Annotated in this window: 22 protein-coding genes and 1 pseudogene; 8 read left to right on the top strand and 15 right to left on the bottom strand. The window is 68.4% G+C overall.

All coding sequences use genetic code 11. The features are described 5' to 3' along the window. The first annotated feature begins 122 nt into the window (after positions 1-122). The 5 genes from EPA64_RS06440 to EPA64_RS06460 are packed head-to-tail and all read left to right on the top strand — an operon-like array spanning position 123 to position 4,866. On the top strand, positions 123-1,583 hold the full coding sequence (locus tag EPA64_RS06440; protein ID WP_181953504.1) for an NAD-dependent succinate-semialdehyde dehydrogenase: 1,461 nt from the start codon (positions 123-125) through the stop codon (positions 1,581-1,583). After that, complete coding sequence (locus tag EPA64_RS06445; protein ID WP_134725410.1) at positions 1,580-2,533, top strand: dihydrodipicolinate synthase family protein; 954 nt, start codon at positions 1,580-1,582, stop codon at positions 2,531-2,533. Before EPA64_RS06440 ends, EPA64_RS06445 begins: the two co-directional genes overlap by 4 nt. 60 nt (positions 2,534-2,593) lie before the next feature. After that, positions 2,594-3,145, top strand: a complete 552-nt coding sequence (locus tag EPA64_RS06450; RefSeq protein ID WP_134725412.1) for a 3-hydroxyanthranilate 3,4-dioxygenase — start codon at positions 2,594-2,596, stop codon at positions 3,143-3,145. Positions 3,146-3,165: 20 nt separating this feature from the next. Then, positions 3,166-3,966 carry an aspartate dehydrogenase gene (locus EPA64_RS06455; protein WP_246026641.1) on the top strand — a complete coding sequence of 267 codons (801 nt, stop codon included), beginning with the start codon at positions 3,166-3,168 and terminating at the stop codon, positions 3,964-3,966. A gap of 6 nt (positions 3,967-3,972) precedes the next feature. Beyond that, positions 3,973-4,866 carry a DMT family transporter gene (locus EPA64_RS06460; protein ID WP_134725414.1) on the top strand — a complete coding sequence of 298 codons (894 nt, stop codon included), beginning with the start codon at positions 3,973-3,975 and terminating at the stop codon, positions 4,864-4,866. A 220-nt stretch (positions 4,867-5,086) separates the two neighbouring features. On the opposite strand, the gene EPA64_RS16260 is transcribed toward EPA64_RS06460, so the two are convergent. Further along, positions 5,087-5,347 (bottom strand): hypothetical protein, encoded by a 261-nt coding sequence (locus EPA64_RS16260; protein WP_167626589.1) that lies wholly within the window; start codon positions 5,345-5,347, stop codon positions 5,087-5,089. Between the two features lie 139 nt (positions 5,348-5,486). Then, positions 5,487-7,487 carry a BCCT family transporter gene (locus tag EPA64_RS06470; protein ID WP_167626601.1) on the bottom strand — a complete coding sequence of 667 codons (2,001 nt, stop codon included), beginning with the start codon at positions 7,485-7,487 and terminating at the stop codon, positions 5,487-5,489. A gap of 71 nt (positions 7,488-7,558) precedes the next feature. On the opposite strand from EPA64_RS06470, the pseudogene EPA64_RS06475 reads away from it, so the two are divergent. Next, a pseudogene (locus EPA64_RS06475) lies at positions 7,559-7,694 on the top strand (transposase); the annotation flags it as partial. 123 nt (positions 7,695-7,817) lie between these two features. On the opposite strand, the gene EPA64_RS06480 reads toward EPA64_RS06475, so the two are convergent. The 13 genes from EPA64_RS06480 to EPA64_RS06545 form a co-directional block, all read right to left on the bottom strand. Beyond that, on the bottom strand, positions 7,818-8,198 hold the full coding sequence (locus tag EPA64_RS06480) for a cupin domain-containing protein (RefSeq protein ID WP_134725416.1): 381 nt from the start codon (positions 8,196-8,198) through the stop codon (positions 7,818-7,820). A gap of 293 nt (positions 8,199-8,491) precedes the next feature. Continuing rightward, the gene (locus EPA64_RS16670) at positions 8,492-9,037 is read right to left on the bottom strand and encodes a hypothetical protein (RefSeq protein WP_246026642.1); all 546 of its coding nucleotides are present in this window, start codon (positions 9,035-9,037) and stop codon (positions 8,492-8,494) included. A gap of 62 nt (positions 9,038-9,099) precedes the next feature. Further along, the gene (locus tag EPA64_RS06495) at positions 9,100-10,407 is read right to left on the bottom strand and encodes a sulfite oxidase (RefSeq protein WP_134725419.1); all 1,308 of its coding nucleotides are present in this window, start codon (positions 10,405-10,407) and stop codon (positions 9,100-9,102) included. A gap of 568 nt (positions 10,408-10,975) precedes the next feature. Next, complete coding sequence (locus EPA64_RS06500) at positions 10,976-11,908, bottom strand: Hint domain-containing protein (protein ID WP_134725420.1); 933 nt, start codon at positions 11,906-11,908, stop codon at positions 10,976-10,978. 265 nt (positions 11,909-12,173) lie between these two features. Further along, positions 12,174-13,175: a phosphate acetyltransferase gene (gene pta / locus EPA64_RS06505; protein ID WP_134725421.1), complete on the bottom strand. Its 1,002-nt coding sequence runs from the start codon at positions 13,173-13,175 to the stop codon at positions 12,174-12,176. A gap of 3 nt (positions 13,176-13,178) precedes the next feature. Beyond that, complete coding sequence (locus tag EPA64_RS06510) at positions 13,179-14,192, bottom strand: YeiH family protein (protein WP_134725422.1); 1,014 nt, start codon at positions 14,190-14,192, stop codon at positions 13,179-13,181. Positions 14,193-14,370: 178 nt separating this feature from the next. Continuing rightward, a complete protein-coding gene (xsc, locus tag EPA64_RS06515; RefSeq protein ID WP_134725424.1) occupies positions 14,371-16,167 on the bottom strand; it encodes a sulfoacetaldehyde acetyltransferase in 1,797 nt (598 codons plus the stop codon). A 12-nt stretch (positions 16,168-16,179) separates the two neighbouring features. Then, on the bottom strand, positions 16,180-17,568 hold the full coding sequence (locus EPA64_RS06520) for an NAD(P)/FAD-dependent oxidoreductase (RefSeq protein WP_134725426.1): 1,389 nt from the start codon (positions 17,566-17,568) through the stop codon (positions 16,180-16,182). A gap of 13 nt (positions 17,569-17,581) precedes the next feature. Next, complete coding sequence (locus EPA64_RS06525; protein ID WP_134725427.1) at positions 17,582-18,004, bottom strand: nuclear transport factor 2 family protein; 423 nt, start codon at positions 18,002-18,004, stop codon at positions 17,582-17,584. Continuing rightward, on the bottom strand, positions 18,001-18,516 hold the full coding sequence (locus EPA64_RS06530; RefSeq protein WP_246026643.1) for a universal stress protein: 516 nt from the start codon (positions 18,514-18,516) through the stop codon (positions 18,001-18,003). Before EPA64_RS06530 ends, EPA64_RS06525 begins: the two co-directional genes overlap by 4 nt. Before the next feature lie 12 nt (positions 18,517-18,528). Beyond that, positions 18,529-19,869: a TRAP transporter large permease gene (locus EPA64_RS06535; protein WP_134725429.1), complete on the bottom strand. Its 1,341-nt coding sequence runs from the start codon at positions 19,867-19,869 to the stop codon at positions 18,529-18,531. Continuing rightward, on the bottom strand, positions 19,869-20,414 hold the full coding sequence (locus EPA64_RS06540) for a TRAP transporter small permease (RefSeq protein WP_134725430.1): 546 nt from the start codon (positions 20,412-20,414) through the stop codon (positions 19,869-19,871). The genes EPA64_RS06535 and EPA64_RS06540 overlap by 1 nt, the downstream gene beginning before the upstream one ends. A gap of 77 nt (positions 20,415-20,491) precedes the next feature. Continuing rightward, complete coding sequence (locus tag EPA64_RS06545) at positions 20,492-21,499, bottom strand: TRAP transporter substrate-binding protein (protein WP_134725508.1); 1,008 nt, start codon at positions 21,497-21,499, stop codon at positions 20,492-20,494. A gap of 131 nt (positions 21,500-21,630) precedes the next feature. Between EPA64_RS06545 and pdxR the strand changes: the two genes are divergently transcribed. Together pdxR and EPA64_RS06555 are read left to right on the top strand one after the other, a co-directional pair. Further along, entirely contained in the window at positions 21,631-23,133 is a 1,503-nt protein-coding gene (pdxR, locus tag EPA64_RS06550) for a MocR-like pyridoxine biosynthesis transcription factor PdxR (protein ID WP_134725432.1), read from the top strand. A 305-nt stretch (positions 23,134-23,438) separates the two neighbouring features. Continuing rightward, positions 23,439-24,197, top strand: coding sequence for a sulfite exporter TauE/SafE family protein (locus EPA64_RS06555; RefSeq protein ID WP_134725434.1), 759 nt, complete (start codon positions 23,439-23,441; stop codon positions 24,195-24,197). Positions 24,198-24,363: the final 166 nt, after the last annotated feature.

Here is a 24,363-nt window from a genome sequence, read left to right on the forward strand (position 1 = left end):
GACAATTCACTTTCACGAATACCCCGGACAGGCAAGACTTGGGTCAACCGGTGCATCGACGGAACGCCGCAGGGCCCAAGGTCCGTGCCGACGGATCGCACCAGCAAGAGGACTGAGAACGAATGATGCATTACCCCGATCTTCATCTCTACATCGCGGGCGAGTGGCGCAAGGCGGCCGACGACATGGCCGTTCTCAGTCCTGCCGACGAAAGGGAAATCGGCCGGCTGCCCTGCGCGTCCAGGGCTGATCTGGACGATGCTCTGGCCGCCGCCGACGAAGGCTTCCGCGTCTGGAGCCGGACCGCGCCCCGCGACCGCGCCGACGTGATGATCGCGGCCGCCCGGCTGATGCGCGAACGCATCGACGAGATCGCGGCCGCGATCACGCTGGAACACGGCAAGCCGTTGCCGGAGGCGCGGCTGGAGGTCATCCGCGGCGCCGAGTTCTTTGAATGGGACGCCGGCGAGGCCGTGCGGACCTATGGCCGGGTGATCCCCAGCGCGCAGGGCACCCGCTACAGCGTCATCCACCAGCCGGTCGGGACGGTCGCCGCGTTCTCGCCCTGGAACTTTCCGATGAGCCAGCCGGCCCGCAAGATCGGCGGCGCCATCGCCTCGGGCTGCTCGATCATCCTCAAGGCGGCCGAGGAGACGCCGGCGGGCGCCCTGCACATCGCCCGCGCCTTCCATGACGCGGGCCTGCCGCGGGGCGTGCTGAACCTTGTCTTCGGCAACCCCGCCGACATTTCCGGCTATCTGATCCCGCAGGACCAGGTGCGGCTGGTCGCGTTCACCGGATCGACCGCGGTCGGGCGCCACCTGACGACGCTGGCGTCCCAGCACATGACGCCGGTCCTGATGGAGCTGGGCGGGCACGCGCCGGTCATCGTCTGCGACGACGTCAACGTCACCGATGCGGCCGTCATGTCGGCCAACCGCAAGATGCGCAACGCGGGCCAGGTCTGCACCTCGCCCACCCGCTTTTTCGTCAAGGACAGCATCTTCGACGCGTTCGCGCAGACATTCGCTGACCACGCCCGCAAGATCCGGGTCGGCAACGGGATGGACAAGGGCGTCGAGATGGGTCCTCTGGCCAACGGCCGCCGGATCGAGGCGCTGGCCGAACTGGTCGCGGACGCGACCGGCAAGGGCGCGCGCCTGCTGACGGGCGGCGAGCGGATCGGCAACAGCGGCTATTTCTTCCAGCCGACGGTTCTGGCCAACGTCCCCGACAACGCCCGCGTGATGCAGGAAGAACCGTTCGGCCCGCTTGCCATCATCAATCCCGTCGGATCGCTGGACGAGGCGATCGCCTGCGCCAACGCGGTCCCCTATGGGCTGGCGGCGTATGGCTTTACCCACAACGCGGCCAATGTGGACCGCATGGTCGCGGGCGTCGAATGCGGCAATCTGTCGATCAACACGCTGGAAGCGTCGCTTCCCGAAACCCCGTTCGGGGGCGTCAAGTCGTCGGGCTATGGCCGCGAAGGCGGGACCGAGGGGCTGCACCATTACATGACGGTCAAGACCGTTTCGCACTTCATGCGGATCGATCCGGCCAACAAGGGAACCGAAGAATGAAATACTCGCGCAAGGACGCCAAGGCGTATTCCCGGCAGACCATGAAGGGGATCTGGGCCGCGGCGCTGATGCCCTTTGACCACAAGGGCCGCATGGACGAGGACGCCTTTGCGGGCAACATGGACCACTGGATCGACGATCTGGGGATCGCGGGCTTCTTCGTCTCGGGCAAGCAGGGCGAGTTCTTCTCGATGTCGATGGACGAGCGGAAGCGGTCGTTCGAGCTGGCGGTCAAGGCCGCGAAGGGCCGGGCGCAGACGATCATGTCGGTGTCCGACCAGAACATGGACAACGTGATCGAACTGGCGCGCCACGCGCAGGACTGCGGCGCCGACTATGTGGTGGTCCACGCGCCGGTCCTGCATTTCCACAAGGCGCAGGACGAGACGCTGAAGAACTATTACAAGATCGTCACCGACGCGGTGGACATCGGCGTGGCGCTGTGGAGCCATCCTGACAGCGGCTATCTGATGTCGCCGCAGCTGTGCAACGAACTGGCCGACCTGGAAACGGTGGTCGCGATCAAGTATTCGGTGCCGCGCCCGATGTATGCGGAACTGACCCGGCTGGCGGGCGACCGCATCCTCGTCAGCACCGCCTCGGAAGAGGAATGGCTGGACAACATCCTGGAACTGGACTGGCAGCTTTACCTGTGTTCGTCCCCGCCCTATCTGATCCAGACGGCCAGGGACCGGCGCATGCACGACTATACGCAGCTGGCCTTTGCCGGAAACGCCGACGAGGCGCGGCGGGTGCGCGACAGCCTGGAGCCTGTGCGACAGGCGCTGCGCGGCACGCGGCCGGCCGAGAAGCCCCATTCCCATCAGAAATACTGGCAGGATCTGCTGGGCCAGACCGGCGGCCGGGTGCGCGCGCCGCTGCTGGAACTGACCGAGGACGAGAAGGCGGCGACGCGCGCCGCGTTCCAGGACTGCGGCCTGCAACTGTGACCATGCGGCGGGCCGCGTCCCGGCCCCGGACGAAACCGATCAAGGACTGAGGAGGGTCTCATGATCAAGGAAGGACGCCTGAGGGCATTCAACTTCCAGAAGTGGATCGACGAGAACAAGCATCTGTTGAAGCCGCCGGTGGGCAACCAGCAGATCTGGAAAGAGGCCGGGCTGATGGTCACCGTCGTCGGCGGGCCGAACCAGCGCGCCGACTTTCACGACGACCCGGTCGAGGAGTTCTTCTATCAGCTCAAGGGTGACATGATGCTGAAGGTCGTGGACAACGGCGAGCATTATGACATCCCGATCCGCGAGGGAGAGATCTTCCTGCTGCCGCCGCATGTGCGCCACTCGCCCCAGCGCCCGCAGGAAGGCTCGATCGGGCTGGTGATCGAACCCGAGCGGCCCGAGGGCGCGCTGGACGCGATCGAATGGTATTGCTTTGGCTGCAAGGCGCTGGTCCACCGGGCCGAGATCGACCTTGAAAGCATCGTCGACGACCTGCCGCCCATCTATGCCGCGTTCTATGACAACATCGAGGCGCGCAAATGCCCCGAATGCGGCGAGCTGCATCCCGGCAAGACGCCACCCGAGGGCTGGGTGCAGCTTTGAACGCAGGGTCGCGCGCGCGGGTGCGGGTCGTCCTGATCGGCTGGGGCGCGATCGGCACCGCCGTCGCGCGCCTGCTGGCCGAGGGCGGCTCGGATGCCCGGATCGTGGCCGTGGCCGTGCGCGACAAGGCCAAGGCCCGCGCGCGCGGCGGCCTGCCCGAAGGCGCGCGGCTGATGTCGGACCCGTCCGAGCTGGTGCCCGGCGACGCCGACCTGATCGTCGAGGCGGCGGGCCGGGACAGCGTGGGTCCGTGGGCCCGCGCCGCGCTGTCGGCCGGACTGGACTTTGTCGTGTCGTCAGCCTCGGCGCTTGCCGACGCGGGGCTGCTGGCCGAACTGCGCGCGCTTGCCCGGTCGAGCGGCGCCCGGCTGATCGTTCATCCCGGCGCGCTGGGGGGCATCGACGCGCTGGCCGCATCCCGGCGCATGGGACTGGCCGAGGTCGAGCACCGGATCGTCAAGCCCGCCCGCGCCTGGGCCGGGACCGACGCCGAGCGGATGTGCAGGCTTGACGCCCTGGACGGACCGACCGCGTTCTTCAGCGGCACCGCTGCCGAGGCCGCCACCCGCTTTCCCCAGAACGCCAATGTCGCGCTGACCACCGCATTGGCAGGCATCGGCCCGGACCGCACGCGGGTCACGCTGATCGCCGATCCGGCGGCGACGCTGAACCGGCACGAGATAACCGCCAGCGGCGACTTTGGCTTGCTGGAGGTGAGGATCGCCAACAGCCCCCTGCCCGAGAACCCGAAATCCTCGGCGATGACGGCGCTGAACCTGGTGCGGCTGATCGAGAACCGCACCGCTGGCCTGGTCGTCTGACGCGCGGTGACGGGCGAGTTGATCGCCTTGGCCTCGGCTGCGCTTTACGCGCTTGGCGGTGTTGCCATTGCGCGCGGCGCGGCCGAGGGCCGCGGCGGCGACAATGGCGCGTTCCTGTCCGTCATCCTGACCGCGGTCCTGTCGCTGGGCCTCTGGCTGGCGGCCGGCGCGCCCGCGGTGACGGCGGCGCCCGGCGGATCGGTCTGGCGGGGCGTCGCCCTGTTCGTGGCGGCGGGCGTGTTCTCGACCGTGCTGGGGCGCATCGCCATGTTCCGCGCGGTCGCGCGCGGAGGCGCCGTGCGCGCCAGCATGTTGCGCCGCCTGACCCCGGTCTTTGCCGCCGTCGGCGCGGCCCTGCTGCTGAGCGAGGTGCCGGGCTGGGGCGGCCTGACCGGGATGGCGCTGATCCTGGGCGGAACGGCGATGCTGGGCGGGCCGGGCGGCCCGCAGGTGACGCGACCGGGCTGGGCCACTTGGGGCATCGGTTCGGCCGCGGCCTACGGCTTTTCCTATGTCCTGCGGAAAATGGCGCTGGCGCAGATGCCCGCCGCGATCCCGGGTGCGCTGATCGGGGCGCTGACCGGCCTTGCCTGGTATGTCCTTGCCGCGCCGGCAAGCCGCCAGATGCGCGGGGCTGTCACAGGCGTCCTGCGCCACACCGGCCCTTGGCAATTCGTCGCGGCCAGCGCCATCGCGATGGGCCAGATCGGCCAGTTCCTGGCCTTGTCGCGCACCAGCGTGGCAACCGTTGCCGTGTTGGGTTCGGCCGAGACATTGATCAGCATCATGCTGGCCAGCCGGGTTTTCAGGACCGAACCCATTCCCCGCCCCCTCGTCTGGGCAGGTGCCGCATTTTCCACGGCAGGCATCGTGCTTGTCGCCGTGAAAGGGGGGACATGACCGGCGCCCCTCTCCGGGGCACCGGGGGGGGTTTGCAGAACATGCCGGCAAGAACCGGTCTGCCCTGCCGGTGCGGAACCCGGCACTTTCCCGGTTCAGGCGTTTCCAGAACGGCAACGCAGCAGCCGATGGCCAAGTCGGAGGTGTCCGCCCGTGTGCGCGCAATCATGTTTGCGCCACACCCTGGCCCGTGATCGAGGCCGCCTCCTGAAGCTGGCCTTCAATCCGCCGAGGCATAAAGCAGCGCGATGTCGCGGTGGTGCAGGGCGCAAGCCGCCCCCTCGGATCTGACCACGGCGCGCTGCGGTTCCAGAACGATGATGCAGCCATTCTGAAAGCCATACTGCCGGTCGCCGTTCGGCAGGCGCTGTTGGCGGGGCACCTCATCCATCGGCCTGCCGCCGCCGGGCGCCCCCGGCACGGTTCCCGCGCATCCCGCGAGCAGCAGCAAGGCCGGGCCAAGGGCCGATGTCATCTTCATGGCGGGTTTCCTGTTCAGGGCATGTGCTCGATGCAACGCGCCCGCAAGCCGAACGGTTCGTCGGGGGCGACGAACCGGGCCTGTGCCGATGCCGTGCGAGCGCCGGCGGGCATTGCCCGCAGGCCCGCGATCCCGACCCTCACGGCCCCGGCGCGTGTTCGGGCGCGGCGACAAACAGTGACGTCTCGGGGGCCTGCACCAGCTTGAGATAGCGTTCGAACTGCACCAGGACGTCGGCGGCGATCTGGTCCTGCGTCATCGCCATCACGTCATATCCCTGACTGCCGTCGCTGAAGAACGTCCGGGCCTCGAACCTCATCTCGGGCGCCGCCGCCTCTATCGGGGAGAAGACCGCCAGCGGCCGGGGCGCGGGCCGCACGCCATAGATGAAATCGCGCGTCGCGGCCGACGGGATCTTGAGGGATGCCGAGGATTCCGCGTCGCTGTCGACGCCAGCCGCGACGCCGCGCCGTTCCAGCGCGGCGGCCACGTCCCGCAGCGCCGGGATGACGGTGTCGGCGATATGGGCGCGCGCATCGGCCTCGTCCGGCGCGTTCAGCAGCAGCGCCAGCCGCCGCTGCAGCGACGGTCCGGCGGCGGGGTGGGCGTGGCGGGCCACGATCCCCGCCTCGCGCTGCGCCACATCGGCCCGCATGCCCTTGGCCAGCGCCCAGATCAGCACCAGCATGATCAGCGAGAACGGCAGGGCCGTGGCGATTGTGGCCGATTGCAGCGCGCCCAGCCCGCCCGCGACCAGCAGAACCCCCGCCACCACCCCTTCGAGCGAGCACCAGAACACCCGCTGCGCCGTGGTCGTGTCGGTGCGCCCCCCCGCCGCGATGGTGTCCACCACCAGCGACCCGGAATCGGCCGAGGTCACGAAGAACACCGCGATCAGCACCACCGCCACCGTCGAGGTGACCGCGGGCCACGGCAGGTATTCCAGGAACTGGAACAGCGCCACCGACATGTCGGCGGCCACCGCGGCCGACAATGCGCCGTCCGCCACCGTCGTATCCAGAAACAGCGCCGTATTCCCGAACACGGTCATCCACAGGAAGGTGAACCCGACCGGCACGCACAGCACCGCGATCACGAACTCGCGCACCGTGCGCCCGCGCGAGATGCGGGCGATGAACATGCCGACGAAGGGCGACCAGGAAATCCACCACGACCAGTAGAACAGCGTCCATGCGTCGATCCAGGGCCGCGGTTCATAGGCATAGATGTTGAAGGTCCGCAGCAGAAAGCCGTCGAGGTAAAAGCCGAAGTTCTGCACGAAGTCGCGCAGCAGCAGCGCCGTCGGCCCGACCGCCAGCACGAACAGCATCAGCAGGATCGCCAGCACAAGGTTCAACTCGCTGAGGATGCGGACGCCCCGTTCGACGCCGGTCACGACCGAAATCGTCGCGGCCGCCGTGACCAGGGCGATCAGCGTCAGCTGCACGACCGGCGTGTTCGGAATGCCGATCAGATGGGTCAGCCCGGCATTGATCTGCAGCACGCCAAAGCCCATCGACGTCGCCACCCCGAACATCGTCCCGCAGATGGCGAAGATGTCCACCGCATGGCCGACGGGGCCGTTGATCCGTTCCTTGAGCAGCGGATACAACCCCGACCGGATCGTCAGCGGCAGGTTGTAGCGATGGCCGAAATAGGCCAGCGACAGCCCGACCACGGCATAGATCGCCCAGGCATGCACGCCATAGTGAAAGAAGGTCACGGTCATCGCCTGCCGCTGCGCGGCGATGGTCAGCGGCGGGGCATCGGGCGGGGCACCGTAATGGGTCAGCGGCTCGCCCACGCCGAAATACATCAGCCCGATGCCCATGCCCGCCGCAAACAGCATCGCGCACCAGGAAAGATACGGGAAATCGGGCGTCGAATCGTCGGGGCCAAGCTTGAGGTTGCCGAACCGGCTGGCCGCGAAGAACACGACCGAGGCCAGGAAGATCGCCACCGTCAGCAGGAAAAGCCAGCCGAACCACGCCAGCATCCAGCCCTGCACCGCCCCGAAGATCGCCTCGGCCCGGCCGGGAAGAAAGACCCCGACCGCAACGAAGATGCCGATGATCGCGACGGATCCGATGAAGACAGGCCGGTTGATCACAAAGCTTTTCACCTGATCGGACCCTTTCATCAGCGCAACCCGTCGAAGCACCCAACACCCCGCCCGCGGCCCCGGTTCGCAGGCGGCGGAAATTTGTGCTGCTCTATCTCGATGCCACCTGCCTGAAGGTCCGCCAGGGAGGCCGCATCATCTCGGTCGCGGCCATGACCGTCGTGGTGGTGAACACAGACGGTCCGCGAGATCATCGGCCTCAAGATCGGTCCTTCGGAAGCCGAGATTACCACCCAAGCCACCTGATCGATGACGTCAAAGGGCCATTGCGCAAGTTACACCGGCTTGACGGACGCGATCATCAGGTCTGGCGCGCCGGCGTGACCTCCATCCCCGATGCGACGCGGCTTACTCTACTTGGTCGCCACTGTCAGCCTGATGCTGGCGAATGACAAAATGTTTGGTCGTCGTTTCAATGACTTCCCAGTAACCGCGGAACCCGTCCGGGATCATGAAGGACGCTCCGGGACCGAATTCCCACCGTTTTCCGTCCTCTGAAATCAGGGCGCATCTGCCGGAAACGATATGGCAGTATTCATCCTTGTCGGTGAATGCCCGCCACTTTCCCGGTGTCGAGGTCCAGCTACCTGCCATCAGCGTGCCGTCAGGGCTGGTGAACATCAGTTCGGTCTGATGCTGGGGATCTCCGGCCACGACCCGGTCCGGCTGATCTGCAAGGCGGCGCCGCGAAACTGCCTGCGGCGCTTCGCGAAAATCGACGACATCCATGACACACTCCTCACTCTCGCGCTTTTCCGTAGCAGGGATGGGTATACGCGCTTTGTCGGTGCCTGCCACCGCTCGACCTTTCGACGACAAAGGCAACCTGGCGCTGCTTTCCGCCTGGCCACTGCTGATCTCGGCCGCAGCGCGCGCCTGCGGGGCGCCGCCGAAAGCTGGCGGCCCGCAGCCCCTTCCTACGCCTCATTGCGCCACCGACCCGCCGAAAACCGGGACGCTCTGGGTCGAGACCCGCGTCTGCGGGAGGTTGTCGGGCACAGCCTTGCGGCCGCCCGCGCCGGTCAGCGTTCGGATGAAAAATTCCGCTTGAGATAGCCCAGGATCAGATCTTTGGTCTCGGCGTCGGGTTCGACCATGCCCTGCTTGTCGATCATCCAGTGCCAGAGATAGTCCCAGCGCGCGTCGGTGATCCGTTGCTGGCGGATGATCGCGGTCGAATGGCAGGCGACGCACTGGTAATAGGTCTCTTCGGCGCCGTGGCCGGCCGGCAGGTTGCCCAGTTCGGGGTCGGGCGCGCCGCCCCCGGCCACGGCCGCAGGGCCTGCGGCAGGCCCCTGCGCGCCCGCGGCCGCGGCCATCGGGTCGTGGATCGCGGCGGCCATCGGGTCAGCGGCGGCCGCGGCCATCGGGTCAACCACGGCGGCGGGCACCGCTGCGGCCGCGGGGGCGGCCTCGGCCTCGGCGGCGGGCCGGGGCAGCACGTCATAGGGGCGCGCCTCGCGCAGCGCCGCCATCGGATCGGGGGCGGGCTGCTGGGCGGGCGCGGCCGTCGCGGTCAGCAGGGCTGCGGCGGCCAGACCGCCAGTAAGGGCTGCAAGGCGTCGCATGGCAGGCTCCGTCGGAAATAGGGCGGCCCCGGTCCGCGCGGACGGCCGGGGCAGGGATGGGGTCAGGTCGCGATCAGGGCGATGCGGTGCTGGATGTTGTTGCCATAGCCGCGCGGATTCCACCCCGGCGAGACCGGCGGCTGGCTGACGCCGTTCATGTCGGTCGCCCGCGCCCAGACCTCGTAATAGCCCTTTTGGGGCAGGGTGACGCCGGCGCGCCAGCGCTGCCAGGCAAAGCGGTTCGGCGCCGGGTCAAGCGCGGCCTCGGTCCAGGTCTGGCCGAAGTCGGTCGAGACATGGACGGATTTCACGTCGCCGTCGCCCGCCCAGGCATGGCCGCGCACCTCGGTTTCCTGTCCCGCCGGGACCGAGGCCCCGGTCTGCGGGAAGGTGACCAGCGATTTGACCGGCATCACCGTCATGATGACCATGTCGCTGTCGGGCACCTCGGTGCCAGGCGCCACCGGATAGGCCGGCAGGCGATAGGAATCGCCGGTCATCTTGGCGCCGTCATGGACCTGGTCGCGCACCCAGATCCGCGTCAGGTACTTCTGCGAGACCGAGCCGGGATAGCCGGGGATCACCACCCGCAGCGGGAACCCGTGCAGCGCGGGGATGGGCTGGCCGTTCATCGCCCAGGCGATGATCCCGTCCTCCTCCAGTGCCTTTTCGATGGGCACCCCGCGCGAGATCACCTCCTGCTCGGGGTCGCCTGACAGATGGACGTCGTTGCCGTAATGGCCGGTATAGACGGCGGTGCTTTTCACCCCCGCGGCCTTCAGCACGTCAGCCAGGCGCACGCCCGTCCATTCGGGGCAGCCGACCGCCCCCGTCGTCCACTGGTTGCCCGAGGTGCCGGGCTGGAAATAGGCGCGGCCATTGCCGCCGCATTCGACCACCAGCCGCCGTGTGACGTTCTCGAACCGCGACTTCAGCTCGTCGATGGTCAGCTCCAGCGGGCTCTCGACCTCGCCGTCGATGACGACCTTCCAGCCCTCGGCGTTCATGTCCAGCGCCGTCTGCGGAACCAGCCCGTTCATGCGGATGAACATCCGCTCATACGGGGTCACGTCGTCGTCCAGAAGATGGGCGGGCGTCTCGACGTTCAGCGGCCTGTCGCCAAGCAGCGTCAGGCCGGACTTGCCCGCCATCAGTTCCTCGCCCGAATCCTGCGCCAGCGCCACGGGGATCAGGCCCGCCTGCAGGTTCCGTTCGAACGGGATGGCCATGCCGATCATCGCGCCCAGGGCGGACAGCCCGGTCGTCCTGAGAAACGCGCGCCGGTCCGTAGACGGCCGGTCGGAATCCACTTCGCGTTCGGACGCGGACGGCGGGGGGGCGGTCTGCCCAAGATCGGCCGGCTGTGTCATCGCGACATCCTTTCCATGTGAAGATCGGCGGGAAGCCCGGAGACAAGCAAAGACCCTGAATCACCTTATGTCAACGTGCGATGCCCGGGGGCCGTTCGCGGCCCGCGACGCTGGCGGCAAGCGCAAGCCCGCCATCAACCGGGCCACCAGACCGGGGCAATCGGCGCAAACCGGCACGATGATGGAGGCTGTCCGTTTGATCCAGGCGAACCATCGCGGGTGTTCGGCACGGGAGTTCCCCGGGCATTGGGAAAGATGCGATGCGGAACCGGACGAACCCGTCCGCGTCAACGCACCGGGGCCGTGCTGAGCCGCAGCGTGAAATATCGGCCGACCTGAAGGAAGGCCGGGACCGCTGGCAGCAGCAGACGACCAACGGCCCGCCGCCGCGCCAGTCTTCGGCTGGCGGCCGTGGCGAAAAAGGCGCCCGTGACGACCGGCCGATCCATCCCCCGGATCATCGGGGCGGTCAGGCCGCCGCCTTGGCATCGGTGATGCCAGCCTTTCGGCAGCAGGCCGGGACACCGGTCCTCGCCACGCGATGGATCGGTTTCCCGGCTCCGAAGGATCAGGCGCTCAGAAGCCTGTCGTTCTGCAGGTGCCGGCTTGCAAGGTTGCGGCCCTGGCGGCCGCTCAGCAGAAGCCGGGCGCCAGCGCGGGAATTGTCCTGTTCTTCCAGTTCGGGAAACAGGGCGAAGATCTCGGCGCGCACGCTTTCCCCCAGGGCCTTGAGGGCTTCGGCGCCGGTGTAAAGGGATTCGGTCTCCGCTCCGTTTGAAAAAACGACTTCGTGCCTGTCGAAAAGAATGTGGAAATATCTGACCTCGGCCATGTCTTCAGCGATTTCGATGCCCTTCAGTCCCAGCAGATGCTTGGCCGCGACCAGCACCTCGGCCGCACCGAACAGACGCTGCGCTATTTTCGAGCGCACCAGGATGCGGTGCTGTGGCGAGACGACCAGATCGGACACGGGCGCATCCGCGCCCAGGGCGCCGGCGGCAATGCGGATCGGCCTCAACTGCGGCTGCGAGAGAAGGGCGGGCATGCCAAGATGGCGCTCGCCGATCCAGCGGACAGGCTGGAAACCGTTGTCGCGCGTGGCCACCAGATCGCCAACCCGAAGATCCTCGACCGGCACCAACCCCCGCGCGGTCTCTATGACGGTTCCCTGTGCGAAACAGGGGGCGCCCTGAATGTCGTTGCCGCGGATGCTCAATGTCCCCACGGACAGGCCGTCCGCGTTCAGGACTTCATAGGATCCGTCCTTGAAGGAGGGATCCTCACCGTCGTCCTCGACGAAATTGGCCACCTGAAGCGACCAGCCCGGAGGAAGATTGACGCTCGCGCTGTCGATCTCTCCGTCCCCCGGAAGAGAGTCCACGGTGATGGTTCCGCTGAACCCCGTGCCGATGTTGACAATGACGGTATCGTCCTCGCCGTTCTGGCCAACGAACTGATAATAGGAATTAAAGCCGTTCGCGTTGATTGTATAGATTGCCATGTCTCTAATCTCTGCTCGCCCGCAAGTTGAATGGGGGTCATTCATTCAGAAAACGGCGCTGGCATCAACAGCTGATGGTTCTGCCCCCGGCCTTCGGCAGGCCAGTGCCCCGATGATGGTGGCCTCGGCATCCGGTTGTGCCGTGACCCGCTGCCAGACCGGGCGGCAGGACCGGCCCCGGACAGCGCCTGCCTATTGCCCGCCCGTCAGCCCGGGGAACGTCCGGTCGGATCGGCCGGCTGCGCGTCCAGGGCGTCGTGCATCCTCAGCCTTTCGCCTGGACGGCGGTCACGGCCGTTGCGGCGATGATGTCGTCGACGCTGCAGCCCCGGGAAAGGTCGTTGGCCGGTTTGGCGAGGCCTTGGAGGATCGGCCCGATGGCGGTCAGGCCGCCAAGCCTCTGGGCGATCTTGTAGCCGATATTGCCCGAGGCGAGGTCGGGGAAGACAAAGACGTTGGCCGGCCCGGTCAGCGGGCTTTGCGGCGCCTTCCGGGCGCGGATGGCGGGGTCGAGGGCGGCGTCGAACTGCATCTCGCCGTCGATCTCAAGGCCGGGCGCGCGGTCGCGCACGATGGAAAGCGCCTCGCGGATGCGGGCAAGGCTGGAATGCTCGGCCGATCCGGCGGTCGAGAATGACAGCAGCGCCACCCGAGGGGTCCGGCCCAGCAGGCGCTGGCAGGATCCGGCGGCGGCGATGGCGATGTCGGCGAGTTCCGCCGCGTCGGGGGCGATCACCAGCCCGCAATCGCTGAAGATCATGCCGCCATCATCCGAAGCGTCCCCGTCCGGCGCGCGCCCGTCCGGCGAACCCCCGCCCGGCGAACCCGCCGGGGCGGGCAGCATCAGGAAAAAGCTCGACACGGTCCGCACGCCGGGCGCCCGGCCGATCACCTGCAGCGCCGCGCGCACCGTGTCGGCGGTGGTCGCGACCGCGCCGCCGACGGTGCCGTCGGCCAGCCCCAGCCGCACCCGCATCGCCGCCTGCCGGATCGGGTCGCGCATCTCTTCCAGCGCGGCCTCGGGGGTCAGCCCGCGGCCCTTGCGCAGGTCGTGCCACGCCTCGGCCAGCGGGCGCAGGTCGGGCGCGGCGGCGCTGTCGATGCTGGCCGCGCCCGGCGCCTCGCCGTCCATCAGGGTGATCCGGGCAAGGCCCGCGGCCACGATCCGGGCGGCGGCCTCGCGCACGCGGGGGTCGCGGCCTTCGGACAGGATGATATGGGCCTGCCGGTCGCGGGCGGCCTGGTGGATGCGGTCAAGCGGCGTCATGTCTTACCCCAGCAGATGCAGCCCCGCGAGGATCCATCCCCCCAGGAACACGGTTTCGATGACCAGCAGGGCGATCGCGGCCGCCCCGACCTCGAGCATCTTCTTCAGCGAGGTCTTGACCCCCACCGCCGCGATCGAGATCAGAAGGCACCAGCGCGAGACTGCGCCCGCCGCCTCGGCCAAGGGCGCGGGGATGACCCCCAGCGAGTTCAGCGCCGCCAGCGCCAGAAAGCCCACGACAAAGCCGGGCAGCAGCGGCGGGCTGGCCCCGCCGGCGGTGTCGGCCAGCCCGCGGGCGCGGATGATCAGCGAAAAGGCCAGCACCACCGGGGCCAGCATCGACACCCGGATCAGCTTGACCAGCGTCGCCGTCTCGCCCGCCTCGGGGCTGATGGAAAAGCCCGCGCCCACCACCTGGGCCACGTCATGGATGGTGCCGCCCAGAAACACCCCGGCGGTGCGGTCGTCGAACCCCAGGGGCGCCGCCAGCATCGGATAGATGACCATCGCCACCGTGGACAGCACCGTCACCGCCAGCACCGTGAACACCAGGTCGCGTTCGGACCGGTCGTGTTTCGGCAGCACCGCCGCGATCGCCATCGCGGCCGAGGCGCCGCAGATCGCCACCGACCCCCCGGTCAGCAGCGCAAAGCGCCAGCTGCGGCCGACGACCCTGGTGGCCGCCAGCGCGAACAGGATCGTGGCGATGACGCCCCCGATCACCAGCAGGATCAGCGGCCAGCCCAGAATGGCCAGCATGTCGACCGAGATCCGCGCCCCCAGAAGCGCCACCCCCAGCCGCAGCACGGTGCGCGCGGTCACGGCGATGCCGGGCGCGGTCCTGGTCCCGTCCTCGGCCAGAAAGTTCAGCGCCAGACCCAGCAGCAGCGCCAGCAGCATCGCGGGCGCGCCATAGTGTTCGGACAGGAACTGCGCCGTCGCCGCGATCAGGACCGAGACGGCAAAGCCGGGAAAGAGATCGGCCGGACGGCCGGGAAGCAGGGCTGCAAGCGCCATCGGGGACACCTTGGAAAAGGCCCCGCCGTCCGGGCCGCGCCGGAAAAGCGCGGCCCGCCGGCGGGGGCCGGAAGGAAAAGGCCGGGCGCGGAGGGGGGAGGAGAGGGCCCCGCGCCCGGCGGCCGGTCAGGCCCCGCCGGCGCCGTCAGGCGCCGTCAGGCCCTGTCAGGCGTCGGGGTCAGGCCCCGGCGCCCGCCACTGCGCCCTGTTGCGGGCGCATGTCGGCCGGGTCGATGCCCGCGACCGGGACCGGTTTCTTCATCGCGTCGCGGCGGAAGGGCTCGCCCAGCTCCTGGTTCAGCAGCACCTCGATGAAGGTCGTCTTGCCCTCCTTCATCTGCCGCTCGACGGCCTCGTGCAGCGCGTCGGTCAGCTCGGCCGCGCCGCGCACCACCACGCCCTCGACCCCGCAGGCCCTGGCGATGCCCGCATAGCTGGTGTCGCGGTCAAGTTCGGTGCCGACGAAGTTGTTGTCATACCACAGCGTCGTGTTCCGCTTTTCCGCCCCCCACTGATAGTTGCGGAAGATCACCATCGTGATCGCCGGCCAGTCGTCGCGGCCGCAGGCGGTCATCTCGTTCATGGAAATCCCGAACGCGCCGTCGCCCGCAAAGCCGATCACCGGGGTGTCGGGGTTGCCGATCTTGGCGCCCAGGATCGCCGGGAAGCCATAGCCGCACGGCCCGAACAGCCCCGGCGCCAGGTATTTCCGCCCCGCCTCGAAGGTCGGATAGGCGTTGCCGATGGCGCAGTTGTTGCCGATGTCGGAACTGACGATGGCGTCCTGCGGCACCGCCTGCATGATCGCGCGCCAGGCCTGGCGGGGCGACATCAACTCGGCGTCGCGGGTCCGCGCCTCGGCGTTCCATTCGGTGCCGGGGTCGTCCTGCTCGTGGTCCAGGCTCGACAGTTCCTGCGCCCAGCGGGACTTGGTCTGGGCGATGCGGTCGCGGCGCGCCTGCCGCCCCTCGTCGCCCGCGCCGGGGGCAAGCTGCGCAAGGATGCCGCGCGCGACCTTGCCGGCGTCGCCCTCGATCCCCACCGTGACCCTTTTGGTCAGGCCGATGCGGTCGGGGTTGATATCGACCTGGATGATCTTGGCGTCTTTCGGCCAATAGTCGATGCCGTAACCCGGCAGGGTCGAGAACGGGTTGAGGCGCGTCCCCAGCGCCAGCACCACATCGGCGTCGCGGATCAGCTCCATCGCGGCCTTGGACCCGTTATAGCCCAGCGGCCCGACGGCCAGCGGGTGCGAGCCGGGGAAGCTGTCGTTGTGCTGATAGTTCGAGGCGACCGGCGCATCCAGCCGCTCGGCCAGCTTGGCCAGATCGGGGATCGCCCCCGCCAGCACCACGCCCGCGCCCGACAGGATGACCGGGTTCTTCGCCTCCGACAGCAGCTTGGCGGCTTCCTTCACCGCCTCCTCGCCGCCCGCGGGGCGCTCGAAGCGGACCACCTGCGGCAGGTCCACGTCGATGACCTGGGTCCAGAAATCGCGCGGGATGTTGATCTGCGCGGGCGCCGAGTTGCGCCAGGCCTGCATGATGACCCGGTTCAGCACCTCGGGGATGCGCGAGGGGTCGCGCACCTCCTCCTGATACGACACGCTGTCGGCGAACAGGCGCATCTGCTCCATTTCCTGGAAGCCGCCCTGGCCGATGGTGCGGTTGGCCGCCTGCGGCGTCACCAGCAGCAGCGGCGTGTGGTTCCAGTAGGCGGTCTTGATCGGCGTGACGAAGCCGGTCACGCCGGGCCCGTTCTGGGCGATGGCCATCGACATCTTGCCGGTCGAGCGCGTGAACCCGTCCGCCATCAGCCCGGCGTTGGTTTCATGCGCGCAGTCCCAGAAGGTGATCCCCGCCTTGGGGAACAGGTCGCTGACCGGCATCATGGCGCTGCCGATGATCCCGAACGCATGTTCGATCCCGTGCATCTGCAGGACTTTGACGAAGGCCTCTTCGGTCGTCATTCTCATGGCGCTGTCTCCTTACTGGCGCTCGTCGCGATAGTGGTAAAGCTGGTAAAGGCCCCATTGGCCCAGCCGCCGGAACGGCGTCTTCCAGCCCTCGTGCTTGAGTTCGGTGCCGAAGATCGGCAGGTCCGGAACCTTTTCCCCGGCGACCAGCTGGGCCATGCGGCGGCCCGCCATCGCGGAATACATGACGCCGTTGCCGCCGTATCCAAGGACATAGAAGGCGCCCGGCAGATCCTTCAGCCCGGTGATGCGCGGCATCATGTCGTGGCTGACATCGACCCAGCCCCACCAGGAATAATCAAGGTCGATCCCGCGCAGGGCGGGGAACTTGCGCGCCAGCCCTTCGCGCAGGCCGGCCAGGTGGCGCGGGTTGGCGGCGTCGCGGCCGGTGATGGCGGCGCGCGAGCCGATCTGCAGGCGGTTGTCGGGCAGCATGCGGTAATAATGCCGCAGCGTGCGCGTGTCGGTCAGCGGCGACAGGGCCTTGGCCCCGACCTCGGCCAGCTCGGGCCCGGTCAGAACCCGCGTCACGATGCTGTTCGACATGATCGGCATCAGCCGGTCGCGCAGCCGCGCGTGCAGGCCGCGCGGCGCATAGCCGGCGGTCGCCACGGCGACCTTTTTCGCCCGCACCGTGCCGCCGGGCGTGCGCAGGTGATGCACGCCGCCGCGGTATTCCCAGCCGTCCACTGGGCTGTCGACATGGATGCGGGCGCCATTCTCGCGCGCCACGCGGGCATAGCCGAAGGCCAGCTTGGCCGCGTGGACGCCGACGCCGTCGGGCTCATACATCGCGCCCTGGGCCTCCTGGTCGCGGACGACCTGCTCGTGCACCTCGGCCCGGCTCATCATCCGGGCGCCATAGCCGAACTTGTCGCGCAACAGCGCCGCCTCGGTCTCCAGCCCCGGCACGACCGAGGCCTTGTGCGCGATATAGTAATGGCCGCCGTCCTGGGGGTCGCAGTCGATGGCGTGGTCGCGGATCTGGGCGCGCCAATAGTCGAAGCCCTCCAGCATCTCGCCGTGCAGGCCGCGGGCCACGTCCAGGCCCCAGCGCTCGATCCACTGGCTGCGCTTGAGCCGGCCGGCGGAAAACTGCGCCTGCCCGCCGTTGCGGGTGGAACAGCCATAGGCGGTGCCGTGCGCTTCCAGCACGACGGTTTCGACGCCAAGGTCGCGGGTCAGCGCCATGGCGCAGTTCAGCCCGGTATAGCCCGAGCCGATCACCGCGCATTCCACGTCGAAATCGCCGGTCACGGGGCCGTCGTCGGCGGGCGGCGCGCCGGCCGTGCCGATCCAGTAGGTCGGGGCATAGTCGCTGCCCCGGCCCAGGGTCTTTGCGGTCATCGGGTCATACAGCGGATCATATCCGCTGGTGCCGCGCCTGGGTGTCTGCAGCATGGTCCCGGCCCCTTCAGCTGGCGTCGGCCGCGGCGGCGGCGGGGGCGGCGGCGACGGGCGGACGCTGCTTGCGGATGGCCTGCTTTTCGACGATGCGGCCGTCCTTGATGCGGAACAGGTCGACGCCCTGCACCTCGGTCCGGGTGCCGTCGGGGTTGGTGGCGCGGAAGGTCCACTGGCTGACGCCGCGGCTGCCGTCCTGGGACATGAAATGCTCGTGGTCGGCCCATTGCACGTCGGGCATCGCGGTCCAGACGCCGGTGAAGGCGCGGGCGATGGCGTCGCGGCCCTCGACCTTGTTGCCGAACTCGTTGTCGCCGGCGACGGTGTAGAACACGCAGTCATCGGCGAAATGGGTCATCACGCCGTCGATGTCGTGGCGGTTGAAGGCGTCGAAGGTGGCCTTGAGGTCGTCGGCGGTCAGCGTCTTGGTCATCGGGCGGGCCTTTCGGAAGCTTCGGGATAGGGAATGATGAGGGTCGGGATGCGCGAGCGGCGCATCACGCGCTTGGCCACGGTCCCCAGGAAGGTGTGCGAGAAGCCATGCTCGTGGCTGCCCATCAGGATCATGTCGGCGCCCAGGCTGACCGAGCGCTGCAGGATCACGTCGGCCGGCTGGCCCTCGATGATCTCGACGCCGGCGATGCGCTCGCGGCGGGCGGCCTTGGCCGGGTCGGCCTCCTCCCAGAAGGCGCGCTGGCGTTCCGCCATCACGTCGCGCGCGGCCTTCAGCCGGCTGCCCACCGCGTCCTCCAGCATGCCCGCGTCGGTGACATAGGCCCGCAGCGTGATGCGCGCGTCCTCGGACAGCGGGCGCAGGGCGTGCAGCACATGCACCCTGGCGTCCAAGGCTTCGGCCATCCGCACGGCATAGCGCAGGGCGTAGATCGCTCCTTCGGACAGGTCGGTCGCATAAAGCAGCGTCTTGATGGGTCTGATCTCGATCATCGAAACCTCCGGTCAATAGCCCATCGCGCGTGGCAGCCACAGCGACAGCTCGGGGACGGCGGCGATCACGGCGATGGCTGCGACCAGCGCGACAATGAAGGGCAGCGCGCGATAGGCGATCTTCTCGATGTCGATCTTCGAGATCCCCGACGAGATGAACAGGTTCTCGCCCAACGGCGGCGTCACGAAGCCCACCGACAGCGAGCAGATCATGACGATCCCGAAGTGGATCGGATCGATGCCCACGCTGTAGGCGACGGGCAGCATCACCGGCACCAGGATCATGATCGCGGCCAGCGTTTCCATGAACATGCCGACGATCAGCAGGAACCCGATCATGATCGCCCAGATCGCGGCCTTGTTCTGGGTAAAGGACAGCATCCCGTCGGCCAGCTGCGCGGGGATCTGGTTTTCAACCAGGATGCGGCCGAACAGCGTCGCGGTGAACAGCACCAGAAGGACGCGGCCGGTCAGCCAGGTCGTCGCCTCCAGCGCCACGACGATTTCCTTCAGGTTGATCTCGCGATAGACCACGATGCCGATCAGCAGCGTATAGAAGATCGCCACGATCGCGGCCTCGGTCGGGGTGAAGAACCCGCCGTAGATGCCGCCCAGGATGACCAGCGGCGCCAGGATCGACCAGAAGCCGCGGTAGAGCGCGGTGCCGATCTTGGACAGCGACAGCGGCTCGGCCCCGCCGTGATAGCCCAGGCGCTTGGCGCGGATATAGTTCGCGACCAGCAGCGACCCGGCCATCAGAAAGCCCGGCACGAAACCCGCGATGAACAGCTTGGAGATCGAGACGGTCTGGAACTGGCCGAACTGCTCGATCGCCTCGGGGGGGGCGGCAAGCCCCATCGCCGAGATCCCGAAGATGACCATCGGGATCGACGGCGGGATGACGATGCCCAAGCCCCCCGCCGACGCGGTGACGGCGGCGGCATAGGACCGGTCATAGCCCGCCCGCGCCATCGCCGGGATCATCAGCATGCCGACGGCGGCGGTGGTCGCGGGGCCGGACCCCGAGATCGCGCCGAAGAACACGCAGGCCAGGATCGTGGCGGCCGAGATGCCGCCGGTGAAGGGGCCGGCCAGGCTTTCCGCGACGTTGATGAGGCGGCGCGAAATCCCCGCGGCCTCCATCAGCGCGCCGGCCAGGATGAAGCTGGGCAGCGCCATCAGCGGGAACGAGCCGACCGAGGACCAGGCGATCTGGACCATCTTGATCGGGTTGTCGCCCAGATACCACATCGCGGCCAAGGCCGAGACGCCAAGCGCCACCGAGATCGGCGCCCCGATCGCCAGCAGCCCGGCCAGCGAGCCGAACAGGACGGGAATAAGCACGTTTTCCATCAGCGTTTCCCCGCGTTCGGCGCTTGCTGCTCGGCCAGTTCCAACTCGATGTCGACTTCGTCGGGGTCACGCGGATCGACGCCCAGCACGAGCTTCATGTAGTTCACCTGCAGGATGCGGAAGGTCATCAGCGCGAATGCGATCGGCAGCGGCGCCATGACCCATTTCATCTGCCAGCCCAGCGTCTGCGCCTTCACGAAGGGCTTGAGCGAGCCGACATATTTGATCGCGTAATAGATGAAGATGACGTTGAAGATGACCCAGAACAGGTCGCCCAACGCCTCGACGATCCGGCCGGTCTGGCGCGGCATCATCTTGATGTGGAACGTCACCCGGTTGTGCGCGCCCATTCGCGCGGCATAGCTGGCCCCGAAATAGGCGAACCAGACGAACAGGATGACCGAGAACTCCTCGATCCAGGTGATCGAGGTGCCGAACACCTGCCGGGCCACGATCTGCGCGAACAGCAGCGTCACGAAAACCGCCAGCAGGGTGCGGCAGATATAGCTTTCGAGCACGTCCAGGTGACGCCAGATGGCCGCCATGATCCTGCCTCCGAAAGGGTGCGGGTTGAAACCGGGGAAAAGACGGGCGCCCGCGGGCGCCCGCCGCTGCGGGGGCCTTACGGGGCCGGTTCGCGGCCCAGGGCGGTCAGCGCCTGGTCGACCTGTTCCTTGCCGCCGACGCTGTCGTAGAACTTGGGCCAGACGGTGGTCATGGCCAGGTCCATGAACTCCTTCTCGCCATCGGCCGGATCCGAGATTTCCATCCCGCGGGCGACGAGATCCTCACGGATTTTCGCTTCCTCGTCCCGCAGGAACTGCGCCGAGAACTGGGTGGCGTCCGCGCCCGCGGCGGTCACGGCCTGCTGCTGTTCGGGCGTCATCGACTGGTAAAGCTGTTCCGAGATGACCAGCGGCTCGATCGAGAAGATATGGCGCAGGTTGGTGATGTGGTCCTGGACCTCGTAGAACTTCATCGCGTTGACGGTCATGTAGGGGTTGTCCTGCCCGTCCACGACCTTCTGCTGCAGCGCGGCGAAGGTTTCCGTCCAGGCCATCGGCGTCGGGTTGATGCCCCAGGCCTTGTAGGTGTCGATCATGATCTCGTTCTTGGGAACGCGGACGATCAGCCCCTGCAGGTCGGCGACCGTCGTGACCGGCTTTTTCGAATTGGTCAGCACGCGGAAGCCCGAATAGGCCCAGCCGATGATCCGCACGCCGGCGTCCTCGATCGTCTGCTCGACCATCTGCTGGCCGATCTCGCCCTGGGTCAGCTTTTCGGCGTCCTCAAGCGACAGGATGACATAGGGCAGCGTCAGCGTGCCCACGGTGGGCGAAAAGGGCGTGATGTTGTTGATCGCCAGGATCGAGAAATCCAGCGTCCCGGTGGCGGCGGCGGTGACGGTGTCCTGCTCGTCCCCAAGCTGGCCGTTCAGGAACAGCTTGCCCGTGTCCTGCCCGCCCGAATGTTTCTCCAGCGCCGAGATAAACGCCTTGCCCAGTGCCTCTTGCGTGCCGCCCGCGCCGTCGCCGACCGCGATGCGGTATTCCTTGGCGCCGGCGGCGACCGCCATCGCGGCCAGCAGGGCAATGGCGGCGACCCCGCCCCGCATCATACGAAAGCTCATCATTCAGTATCCTCCCCGGATGTCCCCTTGGCGTCCGGCTCTCCTCTCCGCACGCGACTGCGACATTGCACCGCAGCGCCGCGACAGGGTATGTCCAGTTGAGCATATGTATCGGTCCAGTGGCGGCGCGCATGAACACAGCCCAGGACTCGCGGGCCTCGATCCCGGTGGAAGCCATCTTCCTGCGGGGCGGGCCGGACCAGACGCTGCAGGCCCGCCTGATCGCCGGCGTGGTCGAGGTCCTGCTGGCGCATCGCGTGGCCCCCGGCACGCGGATGCCGGGCACGCGGGCCTTGGCCGCGGCGCTTGGCCTGTCGCGGATGACGGTGACGCTGGTCTATCAGGAACTGGCGGCGCGCGGCTATCTGGACAGCCGGCCGCGGTCGGGGTTCGAGGTGGCGCGCGACATCCCGGCGCTGCGCGTCGGCCCCGGCGGGGCCAACGACACCGCCCCCGACGTCGCCTGGGACCGCTGGCTGGAAGGCTGGGTGGCGCGCAAGCGGGTCATCCGCAAGCCGGCGGACTGGCGGACCTATCCCTATCCCTTCATCTATGGCCAGGGCGACCCGCGGCTGTTCGACCATGCCGCCTGGCGCGACTGCGCGCGCCGCGCGCTCAGCGCACGCGAGTTCGGCGAGCTGGCCTTCGACCTGCTGACCCGCGACGATCCGATGCTGATCCACTATATCTGCACCCGCACCCTGCCCCGGCGCGGCATCCTGGCCCGCCCCGAGGAGGTGCTGATCACGGTCGGCTCGCAGAACGCGCTGTTTCTGTCGCTGGACATCCTGGCCAGGCCTGACCGGCTGGCGGTCATCGAAGAGCCGGGCTATCCCGATTTCGTCGAGACGCTGAGACGCTCGGACGCGCCCTGGCAATGCGTGCCGGTCGACCAGGACGGGCTGGACCCCGCCACCCTGCCGGCGCGGACCCGGCTGGTCGTCGCCACCCCCAGCCACAACATCCCGACCGGCGCGACCATGCCGCTGCAGCGGCGGCTGGACCTTCTGGCCCGCGCCGAGGCCGACGATTTCCTGATCATCGAGGACGATTACGATTACGAGATGTCCTATCTCGCGCCGCCGCTGCCCGCGCTCAAGTCCCTGGACCGGCACGGGCGGGTGATCTATCTGGGCAGCTTCTCGAAGTCGCTGTTTCCGGGCCTGCGCATCGGCTATCTGGTCGCCAGCGAGCCGATGATCGCCGCCGCCCGCGACGCCCGCGCGATCATGCTGCGCCACCCGCCCACCCATCTGCAGCGGACCGCGGCCCATTTCCTGGCGCTGGGTCATTACGACGCCCATGTCGTGCGGCTGCGCGAGGAGATGCAGCGCCGGCGCAGCGAGACGATGGACGCGCTTGGCCGGACCGCGTTCCGCATCGCCGGAACCGCGCGCGACGGCGGCGCCAGCGTCTGGCTGTCGGGCCCCGATGACATCGACAGCATGGACCTTGCCGAACACGCCCGCCGCCGCGGCGTCCTGATCGAGCCGGGCGCGGTGTTCTTCGAGACCCCGCCGCGGCCCTGCCCGTTCTTCCGCCTGGGCTATGGCTCGATTTCTTCGGAGAAAATCCGGCCGGGAATCGAGCAGCTGCAGAAAGCGTGCGACGCGCTGCGCCACGGCGGGAGGTGAGGGGGCGGGACCGCCCGGCCGAGGGGGAAGGGGCGGGACGGCGAGCGGGGAGCGGGGACATCGCGCAAGGATCGGGCACTTCGCCGGGGCCGATCCGCCCCCCCGCCGGCAGCGCGTTGTCCGGGAGCGGAAACCATCGATTTGGTCGGGGCGGCGCGGCCGCGGGCGGCCACCCCGCTTCCGCTCACGCCTTCGCATCCCGCCCCTCGCCTGCCGCCCTCCGCATCCCGCCCCGCTCCCCGCGCTTTCCGCCCTGCGCATCCCACCCCCTTGCCAGTCCCCGCCGCTGCGCTAGCCTGTGCGCGATGTCCGGCCTGGAACCCCATCTGATCTGGCTCGCGATCGCCGTCACCTTTTTCGCGGGCTTCGTGAAGGGGGCGGTCGGCTTTGCCATGCCGATGGTGATGATGTCGGCCTTCGGGTCGTTCCTGCCCGCGGATGTGGCGCTGGCCCTGCTGATCATGCCGACGCTGGTCACCAACCTTGTGCAATCGGCCCGGCACGGGCTGGGGCCGGCCATCCAGACCACGCGGCGCTATCGCTGGCATATCGGGATGGTGGTCGTGTTCACGTTCGTCTCGGCCCCCTTCGCGCGGGTGCTGCCGCAGCCGGCGATGTATCTGGCGCTGGGTCTGCCGATCACCGCATTTGCGCTGTGGCAGCTCTCGGGGCGGCCCCTGTCGCTGCCGATCCACCACCAGCGCCGGGCCGAGATCGTCAGCGGCATCGTCGGCGGGCTGTATGGCGGCATCTCGGGCATCTGGGGGCCGCCGCTGATCGTCTATCTGCTGTCGACCGGCGCCGCCAAGGCCGAGCAGATCCGCGTGCAGGGCGCGGTCTTCCTGACCGGGGCCGTCATGCTGAGCGTCGCGCATCTTCTGACCGGCGTCCTGAACCCGCAGACGCTGCCCCTGTCGCTGCTGATGACGCTGCCGGGGGTGCTGGGGATGCTGTTCGGCTTTGCCCTGCACGACCGGATGGACGTGGCGCAGTTTCGCCGCTGGACGCTGGTGCTGCTGGTGCTGACCGGCGCGAACCTGGTCCGCCGCGCCCTGACGATGTGACGCGGGCCTGACCGCAGAAGGCCGATGGGACGGCCCGAGGCCGGCGCCGGCGTGCCGGAATGCAGCGCGGGCCGCGCCGGGAAAAGCGCGGCCCGCCGGCGGGGGTCGGAGGAAAAGGCCGGGCGCGGAGGGGGAGGAGAGCCCCGCGCCCGGCGGCCGGTCCGGC

This window comes from Paracoccus luteus, from assembly GCF_004522155.1.
Taxonomy (GTDB): domain Bacteria; phylum Pseudomonadota; class Alphaproteobacteria; order Rhodobacterales; family Rhodobacteraceae; genus Paracoccus; species Paracoccus luteus.